This window comes from Curtobacterium sp. L3-7 (assembly GCF_048756585.1).
Lineage (GTDB): Bacteria > Actinomycetota > Actinomycetes > Actinomycetales > Microbacteriaceae > Curtobacterium.
This window is the reverse complement of the sequence record NZ_CP151474.1, coordinates 2,248,724-2,274,883: the sequence shown is the minus strand read 5'-3', so window position 1 is coordinate 2,274,883 and position 26,160 is coordinate 2,248,724. Positions and strand designations below refer to the sequence as shown.

General features: G+C 70.4%; 25 protein-coding genes and 1 tRNA gene. 16 read left to right on the top strand and 10 right to left on the bottom strand.

Annotated elements, in window-relative coordinates:
* Positions 1-3 precede the first annotated feature (3 nt).
* The 6 genes from AAEP80_RS11060 (at position 4) to AAEP80_RS11035 (ending at position 5,433) form a co-directional block, all read left to right on the top strand.
* Positions 4-954, top strand: coding sequence for a GlxA family transcriptional regulator (locus tag AAEP80_RS11060; RefSeq protein ID WP_420364436.1), 951 nt, complete (start codon positions 4-6; stop codon positions 952-954).
* Positions 955-1,335: 381 nt separating this feature from the next.
* Positions 1,336-2,097 carry a carboxymuconolactone decarboxylase family protein gene (locus tag AAEP80_RS11055; RefSeq protein WP_420364435.1) on the top strand — a complete coding sequence of 254 codons (762 nt, stop codon included), beginning with the start codon at positions 1,336-1,338 and terminating at the stop codon, positions 2,095-2,097.
* Between the two features lie 123 nt (positions 2,098-2,220).
* The gene (locus tag AAEP80_RS11050) at positions 2,221-2,628 is read left to right on the top strand and encodes a cupin domain-containing protein (protein WP_420364434.1); all 408 of its coding nucleotides are present in this window, start codon (positions 2,221-2,223) and stop codon (positions 2,626-2,628) included.
* Between the two features lie 101 nt (positions 2,629-2,729).
* A complete protein-coding gene (locus AAEP80_RS11045; RefSeq protein WP_144713276.1) occupies positions 2,730-3,752 on the top strand; it encodes a zinc-dependent alcohol dehydrogenase family protein in 1,023 nt (340 codons plus the stop codon).
* Between the two features lie 77 nt (positions 3,753-3,829).
* Positions 3,830-4,204: a DUF2255 family protein gene (locus AAEP80_RS11040; protein ID WP_420364433.1), complete on the top strand. Its 375-nt coding sequence runs from the start codon at positions 3,830-3,832 to the stop codon at positions 4,202-4,204.
* On the top strand, positions 4,201-5,433 hold the full coding sequence (locus AAEP80_RS11035) for an MFS transporter (protein ID WP_420364432.1): 1,233 nt from the start codon (positions 4,201-4,203) through the stop codon (positions 5,431-5,433). The genes AAEP80_RS11040 and AAEP80_RS11035 overlap by 4 nt, the downstream gene beginning before the upstream one ends.
* 70 nt (positions 5,434-5,503) lie before the next feature.
* On the opposite strand, the gene AAEP80_RS11030 is transcribed toward AAEP80_RS11035, so the two are convergent.
* A complete protein-coding gene (locus AAEP80_RS11030) occupies positions 5,504-6,568 on the bottom strand; it encodes an aldo/keto reductase (protein WP_420364431.1) in 1,065 nt (354 codons plus the stop codon).
* 108 nt (positions 6,569-6,676) lie between these two features.
* Between AAEP80_RS11030 and AAEP80_RS11025 the strand changes: the two genes are divergently transcribed.
* Positions 6,677-7,582, top strand: coding sequence for a helix-turn-helix transcriptional regulator (locus AAEP80_RS11025; RefSeq protein ID WP_420364430.1), 906 nt, complete (start codon positions 6,677-6,679; stop codon positions 7,580-7,582).
* Positions 7,579-8,568 carry an aldo/keto reductase gene (locus AAEP80_RS11020; protein WP_420364429.1) on the top strand — a complete coding sequence of 330 codons (990 nt, stop codon included), beginning with the start codon at positions 7,579-7,581 and terminating at the stop codon, positions 8,566-8,568. The genes AAEP80_RS11025 and AAEP80_RS11020 overlap by 4 nt, the downstream gene beginning before the upstream one ends.
* Positions 8,569-8,632: 64 nt before the next feature.
* Here AAEP80_RS11020 and AAEP80_RS11015 read toward each other — a convergent pair whose 3' ends face one another.
* From AAEP80_RS11015 to AAEP80_RS11000, 4 genes are all read right to left on the bottom strand, one after another.
* Positions 8,633-9,946: an MFS transporter gene (locus AAEP80_RS11015; RefSeq protein ID WP_420364428.1), complete on the bottom strand. Its 1,314-nt coding sequence runs from the start codon at positions 9,944-9,946 to the stop codon at positions 8,633-8,635.
* Positions 9,947-10,502: 556 nt separating this feature from the next.
* Entirely contained in the window at positions 10,503-10,946 is a 444-nt protein-coding gene (locus tag AAEP80_RS11010; RefSeq protein WP_261645874.1) for a barstar family protein, read from the bottom strand.
* A gap of 324 nt (positions 10,947-11,270) precedes the next feature.
* Positions 11,271-11,346 (bottom strand) — tRNA-Val (locus AAEP80_RS11005).
* Between the two features lie 293 nt (positions 11,347-11,639).
* Positions 11,640-12,236 (bottom strand): TetR/AcrR family transcriptional regulator C-terminal ligand-binding domain-containing protein, encoded by a 597-nt coding sequence (locus AAEP80_RS11000; protein ID WP_420364427.1) that lies wholly within the window; start codon positions 12,234-12,236, stop codon positions 11,640-11,642.
* Between the two features lie 74 nt (positions 12,237-12,310).
* Between AAEP80_RS11000 and AAEP80_RS10995 the strand changes: the two genes are divergently transcribed.
* Positions 12,311-13,408, top strand: coding sequence for a Gfo/Idh/MocA family protein (locus tag AAEP80_RS10995; protein WP_420364426.1), 1,098 nt, complete (start codon positions 12,311-12,313; stop codon positions 13,406-13,408).
* Positions 13,409-13,550: 142 nt separating this feature from the next.
* On the opposite strand, the gene AAEP80_RS10990 is transcribed toward AAEP80_RS10995, so the two are convergent.
* The 3 genes from AAEP80_RS10990 to AAEP80_RS10980 form a co-directional block, all read right to left on the bottom strand.
* Positions 13,551-14,798, bottom strand: coding sequence for a phosphatidylserine decarboxylase family protein (locus AAEP80_RS10990; RefSeq protein WP_420364425.1), 1,248 nt, complete (start codon positions 14,796-14,798; stop codon positions 13,551-13,553).
* Between the two features lie 80 nt (positions 14,799-14,878).
* Entirely contained in the window at positions 14,879-15,811 is a 933-nt protein-coding gene (locus AAEP80_RS10985; protein WP_420364424.1) for a hypothetical protein, read from the bottom strand.
* Positions 15,808-16,362, bottom strand: a complete 555-nt coding sequence (locus AAEP80_RS10980) for an RNA polymerase sigma factor (RefSeq protein WP_420364423.1) — start codon at positions 16,360-16,362, stop codon at positions 15,808-15,810. The genes AAEP80_RS10985 and AAEP80_RS10980 overlap by 4 nt, the downstream gene beginning before the upstream one ends.
* Positions 16,363-16,533: 171 nt before the next feature.
* On the opposite strand from AAEP80_RS10980, the gene AAEP80_RS10975 reads away from it, so the two are divergent.
* From AAEP80_RS10975 to AAEP80_RS10950, 6 genes are all read left to right on the top strand, one after another.
* Positions 16,534-16,911, top strand: a complete 378-nt coding sequence (locus tag AAEP80_RS10975; protein WP_420364422.1) for a holo-ACP synthase — start codon at positions 16,534-16,536, stop codon at positions 16,909-16,911.
* Positions 16,912-17,025: 114 nt separating this feature from the next.
* On the top strand, positions 17,026-17,295 hold the full coding sequence (locus AAEP80_RS10970; RefSeq protein WP_281264279.1) for an acyl carrier protein: 270 nt from the start codon (positions 17,026-17,028) through the stop codon (positions 17,293-17,295).
* A complete protein-coding gene (locus AAEP80_RS10965; protein WP_420364421.1) occupies positions 17,292-18,500 on the top strand; it encodes an acyl-CoA dehydrogenase family protein in 1,209 nt (402 codons plus the stop codon). Before AAEP80_RS10970 ends, AAEP80_RS10965 begins: the two co-directional genes overlap by 4 nt.
* Positions 18,497-19,441: an amino acid--[acyl-carrier-protein] ligase gene (locus AAEP80_RS10960; RefSeq protein ID WP_420364420.1), complete on the top strand. Its 945-nt coding sequence runs from the start codon at positions 18,497-18,499 to the stop codon at positions 19,439-19,441. The genes AAEP80_RS10965 and AAEP80_RS10960 overlap by 4 nt, the downstream gene beginning before the upstream one ends.
* Entirely contained in the window at positions 19,438-21,018 is a 1,581-nt protein-coding gene (locus AAEP80_RS10955) for an alpha/beta fold hydrolase (protein ID WP_420364419.1), read from the top strand. Before AAEP80_RS10960 ends, AAEP80_RS10955 begins: the two co-directional genes overlap by 4 nt.
* Positions 21,019-21,036: 18 nt before the next feature.
* Positions 21,037-21,582 (top strand): hypothetical protein, encoded by a 546-nt coding sequence (locus AAEP80_RS10950; RefSeq protein ID WP_420364418.1) that lies wholly within the window; start codon positions 21,037-21,039, stop codon positions 21,580-21,582.
* Here the strand turns inward: AAEP80_RS10950 and AAEP80_RS10945 are convergent.
* Together AAEP80_RS10945 and AAEP80_RS10940 are read right to left on the bottom strand one after the other, a co-directional pair.
* On the bottom strand, positions 21,518-22,495 hold the full coding sequence (locus AAEP80_RS10945; protein WP_420364417.1) for an alpha/beta fold hydrolase: 978 nt from the start codon (positions 22,493-22,495) through the stop codon (positions 21,518-21,520). The two genes, AAEP80_RS10950 and AAEP80_RS10945, sit on opposite strands and share 65 nt — an antisense overlap.
* Positions 22,496-22,605: 110 nt before the next feature.
* Positions 22,606-23,094: a peroxiredoxin gene (locus AAEP80_RS10940; RefSeq protein ID WP_402728504.1), complete on the bottom strand. Its 489-nt coding sequence runs from the start codon at positions 23,092-23,094 to the stop codon at positions 22,606-22,608.
* A 314-nt stretch (positions 23,095-23,408) separates the two neighbouring features.
* Between AAEP80_RS10940 and aceE the strand changes: the two genes are divergently transcribed.
* Entirely contained in the window at positions 23,409-26,153 is a 2,745-nt protein-coding gene (aceE, locus tag AAEP80_RS10935) for a pyruvate dehydrogenase (acetyl-transferring), homodimeric type (RefSeq protein ID WP_402728503.1), read from the top strand.
* Positions 26,154-26,160 lie beyond the last annotated feature (7 nt).

Sequence of the window (26,160 nt, the reverse complement as noted above, 5' to 3'; positions counted from 1 at the left end):
GGCGTGACCAGCGACCGCGACCACCGGGTAGCGGTCCTCGTCCTGGACGGGGCGAAAGCGCTCGACGTCGGGATCGCCGCGCACGTGTTCGCGAAGCGGCCGAGCATGCCTTACGAGGTCCGCGTCTGCGCCGAGCATGTCGGCACCGTCGACGGGTGGAACGGCCTGGCCTACGCCGTCAGCCACGACCTTGACACCCTTACCTGGGCTGACACCATCCTCGTCCCCGGCTACCGGAACCCCGCCGACGTCACCACGCCGCCAGCGGTCATCGCGGCGCTCCGCGCAGCGTACGAGCGCGGTGCCCGGATCGCCGCGATCTCGACAGGCGCGTTCACCGTCGCCGCCGCCGGCCTGCTCGATGGGCGACGTGCGACGACGCATTGGCACTACACGGACGTGCTCCGCGACCAGTACCCGGACGTGGACGTCGACGAGCACGTCCTGTTCGTCGACGCGGGCAACGTTCTCACCAGCGCCGGCGCCGCGAGCGGCATCGACCTCTGCCTCCACCTCATCCGCCGCGACCACGGCGTCGCGCTCGCCAACCACGTCGCCAGGCGCCTCGTCAGCGCCCCCTACCGAAGCGGCGGCCAAGCCCAGTACGTGCCCCGCACCATCCCAGAGCCGCTCGGCGACGTCTTCGCCGCCACCCGCGCCTGGGCACTCGACCACCTCGACGATGACCTGTCCCTCGCCGTCCTCGCTAGCCAGGCGAACGTGTCCGCGCGGACGTTCTCCCGGCGATTCACGGCCGACACGGGCCTGACCCCGATGCAGTGGGTTCTTCGCGCCAGGATCGACCGGGCCCGAGAACTTCTCGAGCGCACCGACTTGTCGATGAGCCTGGTCGCAGAAGCCACCGGGCTGCGATCAGACGCGAACCTTCGACGCCACTTCGGCAGCATCATCGGCACTTCCCCCACCGCCTACCGAACCGCGTTCCAGGAATGAAAGGCCGTCTCGATCGCCGATCGGCTATCGGACGCCGTCGGGACCGACCGATCTGCGGCGTCCAAAGCCAATCTCGGCCGCAACACGGCACCATCCATCGAGTGACGTTCCGCGTCGAGGCTGGTGCTTCAAGTCCTACGTCCGCCTCCGGATCCCCTTTCGGGTATCGCGCCCAGAGCCGGAACGGGACAGGTTTTTCGGCAGCGAGGCCGGACACGACGGCGGTAGGAAGTGCAGCGACGTGCCGATCGGGCGCACGTTCTTCGTCAGTTGACACCGGCTGAGGGGTTCCCTGACCGGGCATCCCTGCGAGGGCGCGCAGCTCGTAGCGTCGGTGTCTGGTCGGGCCTGCCGGCCGCGGAGCGACGACAGGAGCCACCAGTGACCCTCCACGACGACGCACAGCACGAGCTCTCGATGCTGTTCCCCGACGCCACGATCGGACTCGCCGACACCGATCCGGAGTACTGGGCGGCGTACTCCGACTTTGCGTACGGCGAGGTGCTCGCCAGCTGTGACCTCGACCGCGAAGACCGGCTGATCTACCAGCTGGCGGCGACGATCGCGATCGGCGCGCTGAGCGAGTTCCGTGGACTGCTCGGTGCAGCGCTCGAGAACGGTGTCACGCCGGTGCAGGTGAAGGAGCTGGCGTACCAGGCCGTCGCCTACGTCGGTGTTGCCCGGGTCATCGACTTCATCGCGATCACCAATGACGTCCTCACCGAACGGGGCGTCGCGCTCCCGCTCCCAGGGCAGTCCACGACGACGCCTGACACCCGTATGGCGGTGGGAGCAGCGAAGCAGAAGGAGATCGTCGGCGCCGACAACGTCGACTCGATGTACGCGAACGCGCCTGCGGACGCTCAGCGGTTCCAGCGATTCCTCTCCGCAAACTGCTTCGGAGACCACTACACGCGGACCGGCTTCGACGTGCAACAGCGCGAACTCATCACCTTCGCACTGCTTGTTGCCCTCGGCGGAGCGGACAGCCAGGTCAAGGGGCACGTCGTCGCCAACATCACCGTCGGCAACACCCGGGCGCAGCTGCTCGACGTCCTCACCGTGCTCCTGCCCCAGATCGGCTACCCACGCACCCTCAACGGGCTCGCGCAGGTCGACGCCGCCGCACCTGCCGACAGCTGACGACGCCATGAGGGTTTCCCTGTCAGGGCATCCCTCACATATGCGCAGCGCCATAACGTCGGACATGACGCAGCCGATCGGTCCGTCGACCAGCTGCCATCGCCCGTCATGAAGGAGCAACCGATGTCCCAGGAGATCCTGCCGAAGCAACCGACCATCAAGAACCCGCCGGAGCAGTTCGCCGGCGACGTCTGGGTCGACCCGATTGTCGCTCCGCAGGATGGTGACCAGCGCGCCACGTTCGCGCTGGTGAAGTTCGCCCCCGGAGCCCGCACCGCCTGGCACTCCCACGCCCGCGGCCAGTTCCTCCGCGTCACCCAGGGCGTCGCGCACTTCGGAACCCGCGACGGCGCGCTGATCACAGCACATCCGGGCGACACCGTGTACGTCTCCGCCGGCGAGGAGCACTTCCACGCCTCCGCGGAGGGCACGTTCATGGAGCACTTCGCGATGCTCGAGAACGCCGATGACCCCTCGACCACCACGACCTGGCTCGAGCACGTCACCGACGAGGACCTCGCCGGCCACTGAGCCGCACGGCACCCTCGCCGACATCCCGCACCGTCGCGGCCGGACACATCGGTCCGGCCGTCGTCGTGTGCGCCACCACCCCTCACGAAAGGACTCCCGCCATGCGAGGAGCAGTGATGTACGCCCCGGGCGACGTCCGCGTCGACGAGCGCGACAAGCCCACCATCGTCAAGCCCACCGACGCCGTCATCAGGGTCGTCGCCACCTGCGTGTGCGGGTCCGACATGTGGCCCTGGCGCGGTGTCGAGCCCACCGAGCAGCCCACGCCGATGGGCCACGAGTACGTCGGTGTCGTCGAGGAGGTCGGCGACGACGTCCGGAACATCGAGGTCGGCCAGTTCGTCATCGGCTCGTTCATGGCCTCGGACAACACGTGCGAGATCTGCCAGGCCGGCTTCCAGTCCGGCTGCGTCCACGTCGAGTTCGTCGGCGCGGGCGGCGCGCAGGCCGAGTACCTGCGCGTCCCGCTCGCCGACGGCACCCTCGTCGCGACGCCGGAGATGCCCGCCGACGACAAGATCCCGTCCCTGCTCGCAGCGTCCGACGTCCTCGGCACCGGCTGGTTCGGCGCGAAGGCCGCCCAGGTCGGCCCCGGCAAGATCGTCGTCGTGGTCGGCGACGGCGCCGTGGGCCTCCTCGCGGTCCTCGCCGCAAAGCAGCTCGGCGCGGACCGCATCATCGCCATGTCTCGTCACGAGTCCCGACAGGCCCTCGCTCGGGAGTTTGGCGCCACCGACATCGTCACCGAACGCGGCGACGAGGGCGTCGCGAAGATCAAGGAGCTCACCGGCGGGCTCGGCGCACACTCCGTCATCGAGGCGGTCGGTACGCAGGAGTCGATGATGCAGGCGATCCGGTCGACCCGGAACGGCGGGCACGTCGGCTACGTCGGTGTCTCCCACGACGTCGAGCTGCCCGGCGAGGAGCTGTTCTTCTCCCACGTGCACCTGCTCGGCGGCCCGGCGCCGGTCCGGGAGTACCTGCCGGAGCTCATCGACCTCATCTGGACCGACGCGATCGACCCCGGCCGCGTGTTCGACCTCGAGGTGTCCCTCGACGACATCGCCGAGGGCTACCAGGCCATGGACGAGCGACGCGCGATCAAGGCCCTCGTCCGCCTCTGACGGCGCCCGTCCCATCAACCGGGCCTCCGGCGGCGTCCCCCTCGCCGCCGGAGGCCCACCTCACGAACAGGAGCACCATGCCCACCTGGAACCCCGACACGATCGCCGCGATCGCCAGCAGCGACGATCTCCACGTCAGCCCGTTCCGTGCCGACGGCGTGACCTACGGCACGCCGACCTGGATCTGGTCCGTCGTCGTCGACGGCGACCTCTACGTCCGCGCCTACAACGGGCGGAACTCCCGCTGGTACCGGTCCGCGATCGAACAGGGCGCCGGACGGATCAGCGCCGCCGGCACGGAGCACGACGTCACCTTCGAGGCGGCCGGCCCGGATCTGAACAGCCGCATCGACGCCGCCTACGAGACGAAGTACGCCGGCAGCGAGTACCTGCCGCCGATGCTGCAGGACGGCCCGACCTCGGCCACCGTCCGGATCAGCCCGCGTTCGTGAGTACAGACACCACGTCCACAGACACCACGCCCACCGACAGCACGCCGGCGGCCGGCACGGCCTCCACGACGGGTGGCCGGCTGCCGTTCGTGGTTCCGCTGCTCGCCGTGGGCACGTTCCTGATGAGCACGAGCGAGAACATCGTCGCCGGGCTCCTGCAGGAGATGTCCGCCGACCTCCATGTACCGGTCGCGCAGGTCGGTCTGCTCGTCACCGCGTTCGCGGTCGGGATGATCGTCGGCGCCCCCGTGATGGCCGTCGCCACCCTTCGGCTGCCGCGCCGGGGAACGCTCATCGCCGCACTCGTGGTGTTCGCGCTCGGCCACGTCGTCGCCGCGCTCAGCGACAGCTTCACCGTCGTGGTCATCGCCCGGGTGATCACCGCGGTCGCGACCGGCGCATTCTGGTCCGTCGCCTCGGTCGTCGCCACGACCGCCGCCGGCCCCGCCAGGAGCTCCCGAGCGCTCGGCGTGATGATGAGCGGCGTCGGCCTCGCAACGGTGGCCGGCGTCCCGCTTGGCTCCCTCGCCGGCCAGGTCATCGGCTGGCGAGGATCGTTCTGGGCTCTCGCCGTCCTCGCTGCCGTCGCCGCGGTCGTGATCCGCCGGTACGCACCGGCCGACGGATCCCGTGCGCAGCAGTCCGCGATGGCGGAGATCCGGGCACTCCTCACCGGGCGAATCCTGCTGCTGGTGCTCGCGACGATCCTGATCACCGGCTCCTACATGGGCGCCTTCGCGTACATCTCCCCGCTGCTCACGGACCGCACCGGCCTGCCGCTGTGGGCGGTACCGATCGTCCTGGTCTGCTTCGGGATCGGAGCGCTCGTCGGGACGAACCTCGCCGGTCGACGCGCCGACACGAGACCGATGAGCACGTTCATCGGCGCTGCGGTCGGCGTCGGGGTCGTCCTGGCGCTCCTGCTGCCGTTGTCGGCGTTCGCCGTTCCGACCCTGGTGCTCGTCGTCGCTCTGGGCATCACCGGGATGGCCGTCCCGCCCGTCGCGACCGGCCTCGCGGTCCGGTTCGCCGCGTCCGCGCCGACCCTTGCTGCGGCGGTCGCCGTCGCGGCGTTCAACCTCGGCATCGCGATCGCCTCCGGAGTGGAGAGCGCGGCGCTCGACGGCCCGCTCGGTGTCACCGCCCCGGAGACGATCGGCGTCGGGCTCGTGGTCCTCGGGCTCGTCCCACTCACGCTCCTGGCGCTGCGCACGCGGGGCGCTGATTGAGGTGCCCCACTGACGGACGGGAGGCGCGGTGCCAGCTGGCACCGCGCCTCCCGTCCGTCATCGGGCGTCGTCACTGCGCAGCCTGGATGGTGTCCATCAGCGGCACGCCGCCGTCGACGCTCCGGGCACGCTGGGCTGCGCCGAACGGGCCGTACGGGTACTGGCCGACCTTCGGCGCGCTGACGGCGTCGAGGCGGTCGCGGATCGCGTCGTCGAGGTGCAGGTCAGCGGCCGCGAGGTTGTCGTGGAGCTGGTCCGTGTTCCGAGCTCCGATGATGGGGGCGGTCATGCCGGGGCGGTCGTGAAGCCAGCTCAGCGCGACGCGTGCGGGGCTCTGGCCGATCTCATCGGCTGCGGCGACGAGCGCGTCCACGACGTCCCACGTCTGCGGGTCCGCAGCGCGGTAGGACGCCGTGTACTCGTACACCGGGTTGTCGGAGCTCGCTCGGGTGCCCGAGCTCGGGTTGCTGTCCCGGCGGTACTTGCCCGTCAGGAAGCCGTCGGCGAGCGGTGACCACGCCAGGATGCCGAGGCCGTTGTACGCGGCGCCGCCGAACACGTCGGACTCGCTCTCCCGGGACAGCAGGCTGTACTGCTGCTGGATGGTGACGGGGACGTCGACGTCCATCGCCTTCGCGGTGGAGACCATGAGCTGCAGCTGCCAGCCGGTGAAGTTGGAGATGCCGACCTGGTGGATCTTGCCGGCACTGATCGCGTCCCGCAGGAACGAGAACGTCTCCTCGACCGGGGTGATCGGGTCCCAGGCGTGCAGCTGGTAGAGGTCGACGTTGTCGCGTCCGAGGCGCCGCAACGACTGGTTGAGCTGGCGGTCGAGGTGCCGGCGGGAGTTGCCCTGGTCGTTGATGCCCGGACCGAGTGGCGACCGAGCCTTCGTCGCGATGACGATGGTGTCGGTGACTTCTGCCGGGCGGGCGGCGAACCACTTGCCGAGGGTCTCCTCGGACTTCCCGCCGCCGTAGACGTTGGCCGTGTCGATGAAGTTGCCGCCCGCGTCGACGTAGGCGTCGAGGACGGCGAATGCGTCCGCTTCCGGGGTCATCGTCCCGAAGTCCATAGTGCCGAGTGCCATCGACGAAACGACGGTGCCGGAGCGACCGAGTGTGCGGTGCTGCATGGTGTTCCCTTCTCGTGCTGTCGGGGTCGATGGTCGTCGCGGACGCTGCCGTGAGGGGTTCCCTGGTAGTACGTCCCTCCTGGACCTGCTCACTCATAGAGTCGCTGCATGAGCTCGAACCGCGATGACGTGAAGGACTTCCTCGTCAGCCGGCGCGCGCGGGTGCGTCCCGAGCAGGTCGGCCTGCCGGCGGGTCCGAACCGACGGGTCGAGGGTCTCCGCCGCGGCGAGGTCGCGATGCTCGCCGACGTCAGCGTGGAGTACTACTCCCGCCTCGAGCGCGGCAGCCTCGCGGGCGTGTCCGACGGTGTGCTCGAGGCGGTGGCTCGGGCGCTGCTGCTCGACGATGCCGAACGCGATCACCTGTTCGACCTGGCGCGCGCCGCGAACGCCTCCCCGGTGCGCACCGGCCGCCGCTCCTCGACACCGAAGACGCTCCGGGTCGGCCTGCAGTACACCCTCGACGCGTTCACCGGCGGTCCGGCGTTCATCCGCAACGACCACCTCGACATCCTCGGCGCGAACGCCCTCGGACGAGCCCTCTACGCCGACCTGTTCCGGAAGGCGGACCGCCCGAACCTCGCCCGGGCGGCGTTCCTCGATCGGGAGTGGTCGGAAGCGTTCTACCCGGACTGGGACCTCGCCGCCGACCAGAGCGTCGCGATCCTCCGCGCCGCCGCGGGACACGACCCGTACGACCGGGACCTGCAGGACCTGATCGGTGAGCTCTCCGCGCGCAGTCCGGAGTTCCGCGCGAAGTGGGGTGTCCACGATGTGCGCCGGCACGCGACCGGGGAGAAGCACTTCACCCATCCGGTGGTCGGCGCGCTCGACCTGTACTTCGAGGGCTCGCGCCTGATGAGCGACCCTGCGTTGAGCTTCCTGCTCTACACCGCCGAGCCCGGCTCACCGACCGCCGACGCCCTCCGGCTGCTCGGATCGATCGACGCCACCGACCGCCGCGACGCAGTGCGCGCCGCGGCCGACCCCGACCGATCAGGAGGACGCCCGTGAAGACACGGACACTCGGAACCGACCTCGAGGTCGCCGAGATCGGGCTCGGCTGCATGACGATGACCGGCGGCTACGGCGCCGACCCCGACTGGGCCGCGATGATCGCCCTGCTCCACGGCGCCGTCGACCAGGGCGTCACCCTGTTCGACACCGCCGAGACGTACGGCCCCCACCGCAACGAGGAACTCCTCGGCGAGGCCCTCGCCCCCGTCCGCGACCAGGTGACGATCGCCACGAAGTTCGCCAACGCGATCGACCCCGACACGCACCGACCGCTCGGACGGCTGCTGCGCCCCGACGAGGTCCGCGCCGCCGCCGAGGGGTCGCTCCGCCGCCTCCGGGCGGACCACATCGACCTCTACTACCAGCACCGCGTCAACCCCGAGCACCCGATCGAGGAGTTCGCCGGCGCCGTCCACGAGCTGATCACCGAGGGCAAGGTGCTTCGCTACGGCATGTCCGAGGCCGCCGAGACGACCATCCGCCGCGCGCACGCCGTGCAGCCGGTGACCGCGATCCAGAGCGAGTACTCGCTGTGGTGGCGCCGCCCCGAGACCGGGGTGCTCTCGACATGCGACGATCTCGGCATCGGCTTCGTGCCGTACAGCCCGCTCGGCAAGGGCTTCCTGACCGGAACGATCGACGCCTCGGTGACGTTCGGCGACAACGACCTGCGCGCCAGCATCCCGCGGTTCGAGGGCGACGCGCTCACCTCGAACGTCGCGCTGGTCGACGGAGTGCGGGAGATCGCCGCGGGACTCGGCTCAACGCCGGGACAGGTCGCGCTGGCGTGGCTTCTGGCCCGCAAGCCGTGGATCGTCCCGATCCCCGGCACGACGAAGCCGCACCGGCTCGCCGAGAACCTCAGGGCTGCTGCCGTTGACCTGTCTGACGCCGACGTCGACCGTCTCACGGCGCTCTCCGACTCCGTCGAGATCGTCGGCGGCCGGTACCCGGACTTCCTCGAGGCGCAGACCAATCTCTGACGACGGTCACGGTCGCGGATCGCACGGGAGGCCTGGTGCCAGCCGGCACCAGGCCTCCCGTCCTTCATGCGGTCCGAATGCGGGTGGCCGCGACCGCGGCCATCAGGATGACGGCGCCGGCGACGACGAAGCTGACCTGGGTGCCGACGACGAATTGCGCTCGGTCGGCCAGGAGCGCTCCGAACACGGCGATCGCGACCGCACCGCCGACTTGACGGAACGTGTTGAACACCGCGCTTGCGGTGCCGGAGCGTTCCGCTGGGACGCTTGCGAGCACCACGGACGTCGCGGGCGGCATCGCCACGGAACCGCCCCCGCCGGTCAGGATGGTGCAGACTGCGACGGCGATCCACGAGTCGAGCGGTGCGAGCACGATCATCACCACCAGGCCCAGGACCATCGTCGTCAGGCCTGCGACGACCGGGACGCGGGCACCGAAACGGTTGGCGAGGGTGCCGCTGACGATGTTGCCGACGATGCTGAACGCGGCCGACGGAAGGAACACCAAGCCGGCGAGCAACGGCGACAGTCCGAGGTGTTGTTGCAGGTACAGACTCAGCACGAAGACGCTGCCGAAGTTGCCGACCATGAACGTGAAGCCGACACCGAGCGCAATCCGCATCCCGCTCGACCGGAACAAGTCGAGCGGCATCATCGGGTGCCGACCGCGCGCCTGGACGGCGACGAACCCGACGAGCGATGCCGCGGCGATCACGAGTGCGGTGACGACGTACCAGGTGGTGAAGCCGTTCGCCCCGCCTTCGATGAGGCCGAACACGAGCCCCGCGAGGGTGAGCAGCGCTAGCAGCTGACCGGCAGGGTCGAACCGGCGGGGACGTCGTGGTGAGGGTGCCACCTTCACCAGCAGGCTCAGCATGACGGCGCACACGGGGAGGTTGATCGCGAACACGAGCCGCCAGTCGATCGTCGTCAGCGCGCCGCCGAGAAGTGGTCCGACGGCTCCGGCGACCGCACCGCCGACCGCCCAGATGCCGAGCGCGTGGGCGCGTTCGCGGGCGTCGGGGAACGCCTCGCGGATGAGCGCCATCGACGCCGGCAGCATGACCGCCGCCGCCGCACCCTGGAGGGCGCGCGCGGCGATCAGGGCACCGAGTGTCGGTGCGAGCGCGCAGGCGACCGACGCGATGAGGAACCCGGCGATGCCCCACCCGATGGCGCGCTTCGCGCCGATGCGGTCCGACAGGTTGCCGGCAAACAGCAGCAGGGAAGCGAACAGCAGCGTGTACGCGTCGATGACCCACTGCAGGCCTGATGTGCTGCCACCGAGCTCACGGCCGATCGTCGTGAGTGCGACGTTGACGATCAGGATGTCGAGGGTGATCAAGAAGAAACCGAGCGAACCCAGGAGCAGCGCCACCCGAGGTGCTCGTGGCGAGTCGGGACGTGCAGGGTGGACCGTGGCGGTCGTCGAGGTAGTCACAGTCTGATGCTCGCTGTCTCCGCGCAACGGCGGGATGCCCTGACGGGACACCCCTTGCGACGACGCGTCGCTTAGGAGATCTGTCGGGAATGCCCACGCGAACGACGGCCGACCACATGAGGAGCGCGACCACGATATCCATTGCGACGGTGGACGCAACCCGAGCACCGCTGTTCACAAGTGATTCTGGTCGACGCCGACCGTCTCGATGGCCGATCGACTATCGGTCGCGGGAACGACGCTCGGCTCGAGCTCGACGTCGCTCATCACGCCTTGCCCTCCACTCGGCGTCCTGCTGATCCTGCAGCGGGCTTCGACCCATGCTCCCGCGGGCCGCGAGGAAGATGAGCACGGCGACGACAACCAGTACCACCGGCACGAGGAACTGCAGAATCAGCATCGCTACCCCTATCGATCGGTCGTGCCACTTCAGGTGTGGGTAGAGCTCAGCGAGCCGTCGGCGACAGAGGTGCCGTCCGGTTGCCGATCCTCTTCAGGACAAGATCGTGAGGAGCCGGTTCCCGAAGAGTGCTGCGTAGCGTCCCTGCCTCCTCAGAATGTGCTGCACGTCGTCGGCTATCCGTGGGAGTCGTTGAGTGAAACGCTCGAAGCCGGAGAGGATCAGGACGAGGCCAGTCTCGGTCGCATCCCACCCGTAGTCCGCCTCGGCTACGTCTGACATGCAGTCGTTGAGCGCGTCCAGGTTCTTCCCGAAGTGGCTGGGGAACTGAAGGGCCGTCGCGAAGGCGATGTGCATCTGCTTGCCTTCTTGCCAAGCCCCGGCGTCCAGCTCGATGACCCGATAGCCCTCGCGCCGAAGCCACGTCTCGGCATTGCGCAACGCAGCATCGTCTCGCAGCCTGCGGACGAATCCGTCGCGGGCAATCTCAAAGTCCAGCCTGTTGCCGAGGATGTCGTCGGTGGAGAACGCGGGCACGCTCGAACCGTAGTACGCGAGGAGGTCAGAGTGCGGCCGCGACCGATCTCGCAAGAGCCGTCGCTGCCCATCAGCGTCTCCGATGGGGGTCCTGATGGTCGTCCGATAACCGGTCGTCGACCGGACTCGCCGACATCGAGAACGCGGAGCCGCTTCCCGCCGGCGAGGTCCGTGCGTCGCCGAGGTGTCTGCCAGCGCTGGCTGTCGGAAGCTCTTGTCTCACATAGGCGGTCCGCGATCTTTCTCAGTGAAGGTGCCTCATGCGGACGCTTCGCGCGCGTTCCCAGGTCTCGGGGCGTGCGTCCCTCTGATCACGGCTTCCCTTGGTGGGCCCTGCCGGGATCGAACCGACGACATCCACGGTGTAAACGTGGCGCTCTACCAGCTGAGCTAAAGGCCCTCGACAACCATCGTAGCGGCCGCTCCGTCGGGAACAGCGAGCCGGGATCCGGTCCGCCGCGGTTGCGCGCAAGCTGGACCAGTGGACGTCGCGAAGACCGCCGATGCGCTGCTCGAGAACGCGCTGCAGCACGGGCAGTCCGTGCTGCGTGTCGATGGTTCCACGCCGCTCCGAGAGCTCCGAGCAGCGGTCCGTGCAGCCGAGCGTCGCCGGGCCGTCTCGATCCGCACGGGCACGACGGGCGACGTCCTCTCCGTCGTCATGAGGGACGCGGTGCTGCGTGACGAGGCCCGTCAACAGCAGGTGATGCTCCGCATGGCGAGCTCGGCGCTGGCACGAGCGGCTCGACCGTCGAGCGCGCCGAGGCCGTTGAACAGGCGGAACACGATCGGCCCGAAGAGCAGGTCGATCACCACGTCGGGGTCGAGGTCGTCCCGCAGGTGACCGGCGTCCATCCCCGCGCGGACCAGATCGCGCGTCGCCGCACGACGAGCGCCGAAGAATGCCCGCGCGATGATCTCGCCGCCACCCGGCTGCGCCACGGAGGCCCCGATCAGCTGGACCGCGACGATCCCGTCGGCGCTGGCGTAGAAGTCGGCGAGTCGCGCCACCTGGTCGAGGAGGTCGTCCTCGACCCGTCCGGTCGACACGGTCGGGACCGCCTCCGTCACGAGGTCACCCCATGCCTCGACGGCGAGCGGGAACGCCCCGGCCCAGTGCCGGTAGATCGTCGCCTTCCCGACGCCCGAACGTCGTGCGACCTCGTCGATGCTGAACTCGGGCCACCCCGCATCGGCGAGCAGAGCGGCCGCCGCACTGATCGCTGCGGTCCTCGACTGCAGGCTGACCGGCCGCCCGCGTTTCGGTCCTGCAGACGCTCCGGCTCCCATGCACACAACATAGCGAACGGACCGTTCCGAAAGATATAGTGAACGCATCGTTCCGAAAAAGGAGGGCTCTCGCCATGGAAACGCTTCGCGTCGGCATCATCGGCGTCAACGCACAACGAGGGTGGGCGCGAGAAGCCCACGTCCCTGCCATCGCCGCCACCGAAGGACTCGAGCTGTCGGCCGTCGCCACACGCAGTCAGGCGAGCGCCGATGCGGCCGGGGCGGCATTCGGGGTCGCGCGGGCGTACAGCGATCCCCTGGAGCTCATCCGGGATCCCGACGTGGACGTCGTCACGGTCGCCAGTTCGGTGTCCGCGCACGAGCCCCTCATCCACGCCGCCCTCCAGCACGGGAAGCACGTCGTGACGGAGTGGCCCGTCGCGGTCGGCACCGCGGCGATGACGACCATCGCGGGTGCCGTCGCGGTGGCAGGAGTGCGGTCGGCGGTCGGACTGCAGGCCCGTCGCAATCCCGCCGTCCTCAGAGCGGCGCAGCTCCTCGCGGACCACGCCGTCGGCCGCGTCCTCGTCGTGCGCGTCTCCTCGACGACGGCCGGGTTCGGTCCCACGGTCGACGAGAGCACGGCACCGCTGGAGGACCCGGATGCGGGCATGCACCTGCTCACCATCCAGGCAGCGCACACTCTCGACGTCGTCGCAGCACTCCTCGGGTCTCCGGTCGAGGTCTCCGCGCTCCACACCGTCCGGTTCCCGGAGCTCCGGTCCACGACGGGCTCCACCGTGCCCAGGACGCTGCCCGATCACGTCGCGGTCCTCGGCAGGTTCTCCGACGGTGCGGCACTCGTCGCCGAGGTCGTGGGCGGCCGCGGCCCGGACGACACGCCGTTCCGCCTCACGATCGAGGGGTCCACCGGCGTCCTCGAACTCGTCGGCGGGGCGCCGCGGGGGTTCCAGGCGGGGGTCCTCGAGCTGTTCGTCGACGGCCAGCGGCAGCCGATCGACACGCCTGCGCTGCCGGACTCAGTCGTGAACGTCGCGGGCGTCTACCGAGCACTCCGCGCCGACGTCCGCGACGGCACCTCGACCGCGCCCTCGTTCGTCGACGCGGTCCGACTCGCACACCTGGTCGACGACCTCCGTCGGAGCGACGACACTCGGGTCTCGGTGACCGCGGACCAGGAGTGGCCGCGCGCGCTCCGTCGCATCGGTTGACCGCCGCGGGCCGGCACCCGGGGCGAACCCGACAAACGGCTCCAGGCGGCGGTCGCCGGGCGCGCCCCGTGACGGACTGGAGGCTCGGTACCGGCTGGCACCGAGCCTCCAGTCCGCAGGATCCGCGGACCGAGCCGACGGGTCAGACCGACGCGGCGGTCGCGATCTGTGTGTGCAGGTGCACCAACGCGGGGTGCCGCGGGTCCGGGAACGCCTGCACGGCGAACGACTCGATCGCACCCGGTTCGAAGACGAGGCACTCGGTGGACCCGCCGAACTGGAAGTACCCGAGCTCGTCGCCCTTGTCGACGTGACGGCCGGGCTCGATGCCGTCGCCGATGACGCAGGAGGACACCTCGATCATCCCGACGGGGACGACCGCAACGTGTCCGAGCGACGGGTTGTCGGCTTCGATGATGATGATCGCCCGCGCGGCGACGTGCGCCAGGTAGCCCTGCGAGTCCTTCGGCTCCACGGCGTCCGAGCCCTCGGCGTCGGCTTCTGAGAAGTACGTGCCGGGCTGGACGAAGGCGCGGACGATGGTTCCGGCGACGGGTGCGTGCCAGCGGTGGTAGTTCGTGGCACTGAGGAACGCCTGGTACACGGACCCGCCGACGAACCGGTCCACGGACTCGTCGTTCGCGAGGAGGTCCTCGAGGGAGTACGGCTGCTGCTTCACCCAGAACTCATCACGACGTTGCACGTTCGTCGCGATGGCGTACGGCGTGGACTCGCTCGAGCTGACCACGACGGTGTCGTCGTCAGGTGCCGCGACGGGGCGCTGGCCGTCCTTGAACCGGCGGATGAAGAAGTCGTTCCAGGACGTGAAGCCCCAGTGCTCGGCGTCGGGGTCGTGCTGGAACTGGTCCATGCCGACGACCTGCCGTGCCTGCTCCGACTTCCACCCGTCGGGTGCGTCGACGATCACGGACAGCGAGGCGGGGCTGTCGAGGTACTCGGCCCACGCGTCCAGGACGTCCTTCAGTGCGGCGTTCACCTTCGGGTCCCGGTAGACGGCGAACCCGGCCGGGGTGGCCATCGTCCAGTCGAGGATCGCGGCGAACGGGGTGGTGACCATGCCGCCGTCGCTGAACGCCGGAGCAGTCGTCATGACCTCGTTGACGAGGGAGAAGAACTCGTCGATGTCCTCGATGTGCCGCTTCCGGTACTGCTTGCCGTGCGGGACCTGCTCGATCATGCGGGTCATCCCCATCCGGATCACCGGGTCGGTGTCGAACAGGTGCCGGAACGCGGCGACGGCGGGGTGCAGCGGGCGGTCGCGGTGGGCGCGAGCGCGTTCGCGGTGCCCTTCGATCCAGGCTTCGAGGTCGTCCTGACCGGGCAACCACCCGCCCCGGCGTTTGTGGTCGGTCTCTGCGGGTGTCGTCATGTCCCGAACGTTAGTCACCGGGCCAGGACGTGCGACGAACACCCCCGGCGAATCCTCACAGGGCACACGTCTGGCTGGCGTCACCCGGCCGCCGGCGGGTCCTCCGGCATCGGGTGCTCCCCCTGCCAGATCGCGTCCACGGCGCCGAACTCCCTCGGGTAGCACTGCGTGTCGAAGACCTCGCTCCCGTCGGACGGCGTGGTGTACAGGAACCAGGGACCGATCCCCCGCCCCTCGCCGTTCCACCCGCCGTCCGAGTACCAGGAGAGCGGGACGTCGGCCATCGGCTGCCCGGCCTGTGCCTGACACGCGAGCAGCCGGTTGAACGCCGTCCGGTACTCGTCCAGCGTGACGACGCCGTCGGCCGTCTCGGCCTCCTGCTGCGCGGACGGACGAGCGATCTGCGGCGACCGAGCCCAGGACACCCACACGCCGTACCGGTCTGCGTCGTCGGCGGAGACGGTGACCGTGGCGTCGCCGGTCGCCGGTGCCGCGGCGAGCGCCCATCCGATCTGCTCGGACTCCGGGTCGGCGCGACGACCACACGCGGCGCCCTCGACCGGGCGACCTCCCACCTCGACGGTCGGGGCACTGCCGTCGAGGCATGCCCACGCCACGGCGACGCGGTCCGCGCCGGATGGTCGGGAGGACAGGGTCAGCGCGGTGTCGCCGTGTGTGACGCGGAACGTCGGGGTGCCGAGGAGCCGGCCGTGGTTGACGTCCTCGACCATGGACCGCGTCGTGGCACCGAGCGAGGCCTGGACCGCGGTGTCCGGATCGCTGCCGGGGAGCGCCGCGGCGGTGAGCCCGCCGGTCAGTCCGCCACCGACCAGGAACGCGGCGACGACGGCTGCGACCGTGGCCCGGGTCGGTCGACGCCGACGGCGCGCTCGGGCCGCAAGAGTGGACACGACCTCGGCGACGAGGGCATCGCGCATCGCGGTCAGTCGTGGGGAGCGTTCGTCGTCCCGGAGGGAGCGTTCGTCGTCCCGTGGGGAGCGTTCGTCGTTCACAGTGCGCCTCCGAGGGGTTCCGCTGTGGCTGTGTACTGCTGGTGGAGCCGGGCCTTCGCCCGGTGGAGTCGGGACTTGACGGTCCCGGCGGGGACGCCGAGTGCCGTCGCCGCCTCGCGTTCGCTGAGTCCCTCGAGGACGCAGAGCGTGAGGACCCGTTGGTCGGCGAGCCCGAGGCCGCGGAGCGCGGCGACCGCGTCCCCGTCGGTGAACCGATCGGCGGGGTCTGGAGCGGGGTCGTCGACGGGGAACCGGCCGAGGAAGCTGCTGTGTCTGCGGGTCGAGCGGGTGAGGTTGTGCGCCGCGTTCGTCGTCGTCACGAGCAGCCAGGGCAGCAGGGAGTCGTCGACGAACCGGACGTGGTCACGTCGCCGCCAGGCTTCGAGGAAGGCGATGGCGACCACGTCGTCGGCATCGGCAGGGGTGGGGACGAGTCCGACCGCGTGTCGACGGAGCCGTGGAGCGTGCCGGTCGAACACCCGCCCGAACGCCTGGCCGTCGCCCGCGGTGCTCAGGGCCCAGTCGGCGCGGTCCCCCGTGAACTGGTTCATGTCCTGTGGTGTCCGCGGCCCCGCGATCGGTTCCCTCGTCGGCGTGTCGCGGGCCGCAAAGCCGTGGTCGCGCACGATCCGGAGCCTAGGCCACCGGGTCCGGCGGCACCGGCCGACCGTCCGGCAGCGCGATGCGGCCCGGCGACCGGCCGGGGCACGTACGATCTCGGCATGACCGCCGTCCGCACCGGGTGCGACCTCGCCGCGGTCGACGACGTCCTCGCCGGGATCAGCGCGCACGGCGAGCGGTACCTCGCCCGGGTGTTCACGGTCCGGGAGCGCGCCGATGCCCGCGACGACCCGGAGCGCCTCGCCGCGCGGTTCGCCGGCAAGGAGGCCGTGATCAAGCTCCTCCGCCCCACCGGCGGGCAGGCGGTGCCGTTGCACGACGTCGCGATCGTGCTCGACGGCCACGGCGCCCCGGTGGTGGAGCTCTCCGGCGCAGCCCTGACGCTCGCCGAGGCGCAGGGGATCACCGTCGTCGACGTGTCACTGTCCCACGAGCGTGGGCTGGCGCTCGCGACGGCGGTGGCGCTCGCAGACCGGTGAACGGGCCCCGCATCGGGACACCCTGAACCGCTGTTCAGCCCCGGGCGGGTCGTTGCGGTTTCGCGCATCCGGACGGCGGCTTTCCGGGGCATCCCCGTCCCTAGGGTTGCTCGCATGCAGCCGGACCAGAACACCCTCGCTGACACGACCGAACAGGCCGTCCGACGCGCGCTCGCCGACCACGGGCGGCTCACCGTCGACGCGTGGGACGTGGCACCGATCGCGGACCTCTACCTCCTCGGGCTGACGTCCCACGCGACCGTCAACGTGATGCTCGCGATCGAGAACGACCTCGACGCGGAGTTCCCCGACCACCTCCTGCATCGAGCGACGTTCTCCTCCGTGGAGTCGTTGACCACCGCGGCGGCCCAGGTGACGGCGTGACCACGCTGCAGCCGGAGTCCCCGACGCGGTCCGTGGTCGCGGCCGGATCCACCGCGGACCGCTTCGCCGAGCGCACCGCCGCCGTCGCAGCCGTCGCCGCGCAGTTCGCCGACGAGGTCGACCGGGACGCCAGGCCCCCTCGCGAGGCGATCGCCGCGATGCGCGAGTACGGCCTGCTCGCCGCTGCGGTCCCGGTCGAATGCGGTGGCGAAGGTGCCTCGGTGTCCGAACTGTCCGCGATCGCGACCGAGCTCGGCGGTGCGTGCGCGGCGACGGGGATGGTGTTCGCGATGCACCAGGGCCAGGTGATGGCGCTCTGGCGGCACGGCGGCGACGCTGCCGGCGTGCGCGCGATGATCGACCGGGTCCTGGACGGCGCGCTCGTCGCGTCGTCGACCACCGAGAAGGGCGTCGGCGGCGATGCTCGACGGTCCACCTGCGCGATCGAGGCGTCCACCGAGGTCCCCGGTCGCATCCGTCTCCGCAAGGACGCCCCCGTCATCTCCTACGCCACGGAGTCCACCGCGGTGTTCGTCACCGCTCGCCGGGATCCCGACGCACCGGCGTCCGACCAGCGCCTCGTGATCTGCGACACCGCACGCACCGTGCTCTCGCAGACCTCGACGTGGGACACACTGGGACTCAGGGGCACGTGCAGCAACGGGTGGGTCCTCGACGCCGAGACCACCCTCGACCACGTGTTCCGCGACGACTACGCCACGATCTCGGCGCAGACGGTCCTGCCCGTCTCGCACGTGCTGTGGGCGTCGGTGTGGCTCGGCATCGCGGCCTCGGCAGCGGAACGCGCACGCTCGGCCGTCCGCAAGCAGGCACGGGCCAGCATCGGGACGACACCACCCGGTGCGCTGCGGCTCGCGGAACTCCTCGTCGACCTGCAGGGCCTCGCCGACGGCGTCCGCCACGCCGCCGAGCGGTTCGACGCCGTCGCCGACGACCCGGACACCCTCGAGTCGAGCGCCTCCGCCCTCGCCGCGAACGCGCTGAAGATCGGCGCCTCCCAGAAGGTGACGGACATCGTCACCGCAGCGCTCCGCATCGTCGGGATCGCCGGGTACGCCGCGTCGGGACCGATGAGCATCGCCCGACACCTCCGAGACGCACACGGCGCCGCCGTCATGGTGAGCAACGACCGTCTCCTCCAGAACGACGCCGGCCTGGCACTCATGAGCGGAGCGATCCTGTGACCATCACCGAAGCACCCGTGACCGCGACGCCGCTCGACCGGGCCCGCGCAGCACTCCGGGCACGACTGCTCACCGATCGCGTCCTCATCGACCTCGGCTCCCCCGGGCTCTACGGCCGCACCGGAGTCTTCGAGCGCGTGTACACCGCCGTCGACACCGCTGCGGTCCGCTCGATGGCGGACCTCGACTCCGAGGTCCTCCGCTTCCCGCCCGTCGAACCGCTCGCCGCGTTCGAGCGCACCGACTACATCGCCTCGTTCCCGGACCTCGCGGCGTCGATCTCCGGCTTCACCGGCGACGACCGCAAGCACCGCGAGCTCCTCGCGGCGCGGGAACGCGGCGAGCGCTGGGAGTCCTTCCTGGAGCCGGCGGACCTGATGCTCGCCCCAGCGGTCTGCCACCCGGTCTACGGCCTGATCGGTGACACGGTCCCGCAGGCCGGCCGGTCCTTCGACATCGTCGGCGACTCGTTCCGGCGGGAGCCATCGCTCGACCCGATGCGACTGCAGGCGTTCCACATGCACGAGTTCGTCCACATCGGCACACCCACATCGGCGAAGGCGCACCGCGACGGACACATCCCCGTGATGCGGTCGCTCCTGGAGGGCTTCGGCCTGGACATCGACGTGGTCCCCGCGAACGACCCGTTCTTCGGCCGCGTGGGCAAGATCCTCGCGCGCAACCAGGTCGAACAGGCGCTGAAGTACGAGTTCGTCACACCGGTCTACGGTGACGCGGGCGAGGCGACCGCCATCAGTTCCGCCAACCTCCACGAGGACCACTTCGGCCTGTCCTTCGGGATCCGCACCGAGGACGGCGAGGTCGCCCACAGCGCATGCCTGGCCTTCGGCCTGGAGCGCATCACGATCGCCCTGTTCGCCGCGCACGGAACCGACCCCGCCGCGTGGCCATCGGCTGTCCGTCGCGCGCTGACGCTGTGACCACCACGCACGGGTGGTCGGGTTCCCCGGCTTCCCGGGTCGCGGTGCAGACGCCGCCGTCGGTGCGCGCCGGGGTCGTGATCTGCACACCGCTCGGACAGGAGGGCGTGCTCGCGTACCGCACGTTCCGCCTGCTGGCGGACCGCCTGGAGGCTCGTGGCGTGGCTTCGGTGCGCTACGACCCGTCCGGCCGTGGCGATTCCCAGGACGACGCCGACCCCGACGCGCCGGTCCGGTCCGCTCGCAACGCGGCGGCCGTGCTCCGCACGGCCGGGGTCGAGCGGATCGTCTTCGTCGGACTCGCCTCAGGCGCACTCATCGCCTCCGCAGCCGCGACCGAGGACGACGGCCTGGTGCTCTGGGACGCACCCGAGTCCGGCCGCGCCTGGCTGCGTCGACAGCGTGCGCTCGCGACGCTGACGATCGAGGCCACCCGTGTCGTCGACGGCGTCGAGACCCTCGTCGGGATCGACCTGGATCCGGCGCAGGCCGCAGCCGTCGCCGCGCTCGTGCACGTCGAACGAGACCCCCGCTCCACGCTCGTGCTGGTGCGGCCAGGGGCGCGAGGCCCCCGAGCGGTCGGTGGTCTCCCGGTCGTCGAGGTACCTGGGAGCGCAGAGCTGCTCGACGAGATGAGCATCCACGCGCGCATGCCGGTGCAGGCGGTCGACACGTTGGTCGCATGGGTCGACGAACACGTGCCCACGGCGACGGTCGCGTCACGACCGCCACGTGTCGACGCGGTCCTCGACCTCGACTCCGGGATCTCGGAGCACGTCGTGCACCTCGGACCGGAGTCGCTCTTCGCCGTGGAGACGGTCCCCGCCGGCGCGCCGGACGACGCTCCCGTCGTCGTCCTGCACACCGGCGGCGCCGAGCACCGGGTCGGCGGGAACGACTACCAGGTCGCGCTCGCCCGGGCGCTCGCCGAGGACGGCGCCAGGGTCGTCCGGGTCGACCGCCGGGGCACCGGGGAGAGCACGACGGTGTCCGCCGGTGAGCACAACCACCTGTTCGCGCAGACGTGGGTCGACGACCAGGACGCGATCGTGTCCGCCCTCGGGGTCGACGGCGACCGGCTCGCGCTGGTCGGCATGTGTGCCGGTGCGTGGCTCGCCGGCCGCTCGGCGGCGCTGTCCCCGCGGTTGGTCGTGGAGATCAGCCCGAACGACTTCCGCCGGCGACCCGCCGCACCGGGGGGCCACAGCGCGGCGGCCGCGTGGTCGCCGTCGGCCGCCCGGCTGTGGATCCGGTCCTGGTACGACCGTGTCGTGCCGCAGGTCGTCCGTGCGCACGTCGAGCGGAGCCGCACCGGGGGTGTCCTGCAGCACGTGCGACCACTCGTGGCGGCCGGCACCGAGGTGGTGGTGATCGCGGCTCCCGTCGACATCGCCACGTTCGAGCGTCTCGGTGGCCGCGCAGCGCTCGAGCGGTACGCACCAGGGCCCCACCCCGGGTCGGTCAGCCTGGTGCCGGTGCCCGACGGAGACCACGCGCTGTTCTCGCAGGGCATGCGGCGGACGGTGGTGTCCGAGGTCCGATCCAGGGTCGCGGCACTCGTGCCGGAGCGCGTCTGACCGAGTACACACGGAACAGTGCGACGAGCAACGGCGACTGCGACCCTGACGGCAGCCACGCTCGTGGTGCTCCTCGCGGGGTGCTCGGCGGTGCAGGACGGTCCGCCGTGGCCGCGCCCGACCGACCTCGCGGCACGGGCCGAGGCCGCAGGGCTCCACGACGTGTGGGGACAGCGACTGGCCGAGCACGTCCACACCCACGTGACGATCACCGACGGTGACGAACCGGTCGTGATCCCCGCGGACATCGGCCACTCGGACCGTCGGCACTTCGCCGCGGAGATCCACACGCACGACACGTCTGGCATCGTCCACGTCGAGTCGCCGGTCCGTCAGGACTTCACCCTCGGGCAGTTCTTCGACGAGTGGGGCGTCCCCTTGAGCGCCTGGGGTGTGGGCGGTCTGCACGGGGACCTGACCGTGTGGGTCGACGGCCGCCGGTACCTGGGGAACCCTCGGTCGATCGAGCTGGAGGACCTCGGCGAGGTCGACCTCGTCGTCACGACCGTCGGCGAGGTCCCACGTCGTCCGCCCGCGTTCGACTGGCCGCCGCAGTACCACTGAGCGCGGCGACCACCGCTGCCGGGTGCTCGACGTGGGCGAAGTGCCCGCAGTCGTCCAGGAGCACCGTCCGCGTCTGCGGCACCACGCGTGCCAGGTCCTCGAGGTCCCGGACGCGGGCGAAGACGTCGTCGCGCCCGGAGACCGCGGTCACGGGGCACCGGATCCCCCGCCAGCGGTCCGTGTCGTAGGCGGCGCCCGATCGTGCGGCGGCGAGGAAGCCTGCAGGCCGGAGCTCCTCGACGAAGGCGTCGAGGACGCTCCGGTCCAGGCGCCGCACGTGGGTGAAGACGGGTGCGGCGAGCAACCGCAGGAGCCCGATGCCGGCGAGCACCCGGAGCATCGGGACGGCCGCGCCGCGCGTGACGGCGAGGCCGGCACGCAGCAGTGTGAACGCGGGGACGGTCAGCACGCCGCGCACGGGGTGCCGAGCGGCGTCGATCGCGGCGAACGTCGTCCCGGAGACGAGCGTCACCGAGCGGGTCCGGTCCGGGGCGGCGACCGCGAGGTGCATGCCGACGAAGGCGCCCATCGAGTGCCCGACGACGTCGACGACCGGGACGTCGAGCGCATCGAGCACGGCGGTCAGCACCGCGACGGCGTCGTCGACCGACAGTGGCGTCGAAGGTGCGGGCGACGACCCCCAGCCGGGCAGGTCGACGAGGACCAGCCCGCGGGTCGGGAAGCCGTCGGCGGCCTCGAGCAACGGGGTCCACGTGGTCCAGGAACCGGCGACCCCGTGGAGGAACAGCAGGGGCCGGTCTCCGCTGCGGGCGTGCACCACGACGGGACCGTGCACGGTCGGGACGACCGTCCTGCGGAGCGACCACCTGGCGGCGTCAGCCGTCACCGGGAACGGCGCGTACGCGTCGGTCGTGCCCGTCCGCGGTGCTGCGGCGGTGTCGATGGCGTGCACCGAGCCTCCAGTCCGGTGCCTGCGCACCCGGGAGGTGTTCGGAACCGGACCGGTCGACGGTTGGTGCGACGGACCGCCCGTCGGGCGTCCGGCTGTCAGGCGACCGACTGTCAGGCGACCGGGACGGGCGCCGTGCAGGCGGCCAGCCGGTCGAGCGCCGCGCGGTACTCGGTGACGTCGCGGGCGACGCCGGGCTCGGAGATGATCGACGCGCGGATGCGGCCCTGGACGTCGATGACGAAGGTGGCGCGGTTCGCGAAGCCCTTGTGCTCGAGGAAGACCCCGTACTCCTTCGAGACGGCGCCGTGCGGCCAGAAGTCCGCGAGGAGCTCGAAGTCGTAGCCGTTGAGGTCGGCGAACGAGCGGAGCGTCGCCTTCGAGTCGACCGAGATGCCGATGAGCTCGACGCGGTTGTCCTGGAACATCGCGATGTTGTCCCGGAGGGCGCAGAGCTCGCTCGTGCAGGTCGACGAGAACGCGAGCGGGAAGAAGACGAGTGCGACCGGGCGGGAACCGCGGAAGTCGCTGAGGCGGACGTGCTCTCCGAACTGGTTCGGGAGTTCGAAGTCCGGCGCGAGTGAGCCGATCTCCAGTGCCATCGTTGCGTGTACTTCTTCCTCGGGCTGCGGGTGTGCCCGTCGATCCATGCACGCGCAGGGTCGCACGGGCACGATCGGCAATCGTACGCCGACGACACGCGAATGCAAGCACCTGTTCACGAGCGTGCGGACACACGTCACCATCAGGGTGCTCGTCGGTGCTGGGGCCCAGGAGTGTTCCGTGCGGGCGCGGCTCCCACAGGCGACCTGTCGGCAGTGGGGCCTAGAGTGGTCGAGGCTCCCACCGCTGGTCGCGACCCGACCGACCGGTGCGCCACCATGTCCACCACCACGAGAACGAACCGAGGTCAAGGGTGACGGTGAACGACCAGGACCCGTACAGCAACGGCAGCACGGACCAGGACCCGGAGGAGACCGCCGAATGGCGTGAGTCCCTCGACGGACTGGTCGCCGCACACGGTCACGAGCGTGCGCGCGAGATCATGCTGAGCCTGCTCAAGCGGTCCAAGGAACTGCACCTCGGCGTGCCGATGGTCCCGACGACGGACTACGTCAACACGATCGCGCCGGAGAACGAGCCGGAGTTCCCCGGCGACGAAGAGCTCGAGCGTCGCTACCGCCGCTGGATCCGCTGGAACGCGGCCATCACGGTGCACCGCGCGCAGCGCCCCGGCATCTCGGTCGGCGGCCACATCTCGACCTACGCGTCGAGCGCCGCCCTGTACGAGGTCGGCTACAACCACTTCTTCCGCGCGCAGGACCACGCGTCCGGCGGCGACCAGGTCTTCTTCCAGGGCCACGCCTCCCCCGGCATGTACGCCCGTGCCTACATGGAAGGCCGCCTCGACGAGAACCAGCTCGACGGGTTCCGTCAGGAGAAGTCGCACGAGGGCGGCGGACTGTCGTCGTACCCGCACCCGCGCCTCATGCCGCACTTCTGGCAGTTCCCCACCGTGTCGATGGGCATCGGCCCGATCAACGCGATCTACCAGGCGCAGCAGGCCAAGTACCTGTCGAACCGCGGCATCAAGGACGCGTCCGACCAGCAGGTCTGGGCGTTCCTCGGCGACGGGGAGATGGACGAGGTCGAGTCCCGTGGGCAGCTGCAGGTCGCGGCGAACGACGGGCTCGACAACCTCAACTTCGTGATCAACTGCAACCTGCAGCGTCTCGACGGCCCGGTCCGCGGCAACGGCAAGATCATCCAGGAGCTCGAGAGCTACTTCCGCGGTGCCGGCTGGAACGTCATCAAGGTGATCTGGGGCCGCGAGTGGGACGACCTGCTCGCCCGCGACACCGACGGCGCGCTGCTCAACCTGATGAACGTCACCCCCGACGGTGACTACCAGACGTACAAGGCCGAGAACGGCGCGTACGTCCGCGAGAACTTCTTCGGGCGCGACCCCAAGGCGCTGCAGCTCATCGACGGCTACAGCGACGACCAGGTCTGGAACCTCAAGCGCGGTGGCCACGACTACCGCAAGGTCTACGCGGCGTTCAAGGCCGCGACCGAGCACAAGGGCCAGCCGACCGTCATCCTCGCGAAGACGGTCAAGGGCTACGGCCTCGGCCCGAGCTTCGAGGGCCGCAACGCGACCCACCAGATGAAGAAGCTCACGCTCGACAACCTCAAGCAGTTCCGCGACGAGATGCGCATCCCGATCTCCGACGCGCAGCTCGAGGAGAACCCCTACACGCCGCCGTACTACCACCCGGGGAACGACGACGAGGCCATCCAGTACATGCACGAGCGCCGTCAGGCACTCGGCGGGTACGTCCCGGAGCGTCGCACCAAGTACACGTCGATCACGCTGCCGGACGACTCGAAGTACCAGGTCGTCAAGAAGGGTTCCGGCAAGCAGGAGATCGCCACCACCATGGCGTTCGCCCGTCTGCTGAAGGACCTCCTGCGCTCCCCGGACTTCGGCGACCGCGTGGTCCCGATCATCCCGGACGAGGCACGCACGTTCGGCATGGACGCGTACTTCCCGACGGCGAAGATCTACAACCCGAACGGGCAGCACTACACGTCGGTCGACCGCGAACTCCTCCTGGCGTACAAGGAGAGCCCGCAGGGCCAGATCATCCACGTCGGCATCAACGAAGCCGGTGCCCTCGCGGCCTTCACCGCCGTCGGCACCTCGTACTCGACGCAGGGCGAACCGCTCATCCCGGTCTACGTCTTCTACTCGATGTTCGGCTTCCAGCGCACCGGCGACGCCATCTGGGCCGCCGGCGACCAGATGACCCGCGGGTTCATGATCGGCGCGACCGCCGGCCGCACGACGCTCACGGGCGAGGGCCTGCAGCACGCCGACGGACACTCGCTGCTGCTCGCGGCGACGAACCCGGCCGTCGTGTCCTACGACCCGGCGTACGGCTACGAGATCGGGCACATCGTGCAGTCCGGCCTGGACCGCATGTACGGCACGAACGAGGACGGCTCGCCCAAGCACGCCGACCCGAACGTCATGTACTACCTGACGGTCTACAACGAGCCCATCGTCCAGCCCGCCGAACCCGAGGGCGTCGACGTCGACGGGATCGTCAAGGGCATGTACCTGCTCAAGCCGAGCGAGCACGACGGCCCGAAGGCGCAGCTCCTGGCTTCCGGTGTCGCGGTGCCGTGGATCCTCGAGGCACAGCAGCTCCTGGCCGAGGACTGGGGCGTCTCCGCAGACGTCTGGAGCGTCACGAGCTGGGGTGAGCTCTACCGCGACGGCCTCGACGCGGAGCAGCACGCGTTCCTCAACCCGAACGAGCAGCCGCGCACGCCGTACGTCACCGAGCGCCTGCTCGCGACCGAGGGGCCCGTCGTCGCCGTCAGCGACTTCATGCACCAGGTCCAAGAGCAGATCCGCCCGTTCGTGCCGACCGACTACGCCACCCTCGGCGCCGACGGCTTCGGCTTCTCGGACACCCGTCCGGCCGCCCGTCGCTTCTTCCACATCGACGGCCCCTCGGTCGTCGTGCGGACGCTGCAGCAGCTCGCCCGCCAGGGCAAGATCGACGCGGCGCTCGTCCAGCAGGCGATCGACAAGTACCGGCTGCACGACGTGACCGCCGGCACGACCGGTTCCGCCGGCGGCGAGAGCTGACACCGGC

Excerpts from the sequence above, each read along its gene's own strand:
- AAEP80_RS11040 (WP_420364433.1), top strand. The coding sequence starts at position 3,830 with ATGCCCACCTGGAACCCCGACACGATCGCCGCGATCGCCAGCAGCGAC.
- AAEP80_RS10940 (WP_402728504.1), bottom strand. The coding sequence starts at position 23,094 with ATGGCACTGGAGATCGGCTCACTCGCGCCGGACTTCGAACTCCCGAAC.
- AAEP80_RS11030 (WP_420364431.1), bottom strand. The coding sequence starts at position 6,568 with ATGCAGCACCGCACACTCGGTCGCTCCGGCACCGTCGTTTCGTCGATG.
- AAEP80_RS11000 (WP_420364427.1), bottom strand. The coding sequence starts at position 12,236 with ATGGGAGCCGGAGCGTCTGCAGGACCGAAACGCGGGCGGCCGGTCAGC.
- AAEP80_RS10995 (WP_420364426.1), top strand. The coding sequence starts at position 12,311 with ATGGAAACGCTTCGCGTCGGCATCATCGGCGTCAACGCACAACGAGGG.
- AAEP80_RS10980 (WP_420364423.1), bottom strand. The coding sequence starts at position 16,362 with ATGAACCAGTTCACGGGGGACCGCGCCGACTGGGCCCTGAGCACCGCG.
- AAEP80_RS10990 (WP_420364425.1), bottom strand. The coding sequence starts at position 14,798 with ATGACGACACCCGCAGAGACCGACCACAAACGCCGGGGCGGGTGGTTG.
- AAEP80_RS11045 (WP_144713276.1), top strand. The coding sequence starts at position 2,730 with ATGCGAGGAGCAGTGATGTACGCCCCGGGCGACGTCCGCGTCGACGAG.
- AAEP80_RS10970 (WP_281264279.1), top strand. The coding sequence starts at position 17,026 with ATGCAGCCGGACCAGAACACCCTCGCTGACACGACCGAACAGGCCGTC.
- AAEP80_RS11025 (WP_420364430.1), top strand. The coding sequence starts at position 6,677 with ATGAGCTCGAACCGCGATGACGTGAAGGACTTCCTCGTCAGCCGGCGC.
- AAEP80_RS11050 (WP_420364434.1), top strand. The coding sequence starts at position 2,221 with ATGTCCCAGGAGATCCTGCCGAAGCAACCGACCATCAAGAACCCGCCG.
- AAEP80_RS10975 (WP_420364422.1), top strand. The coding sequence starts at position 16,534 with ATGACCGCCGTCCGCACCGGGTGCGACCTCGCCGCGGTCGACGACGTC.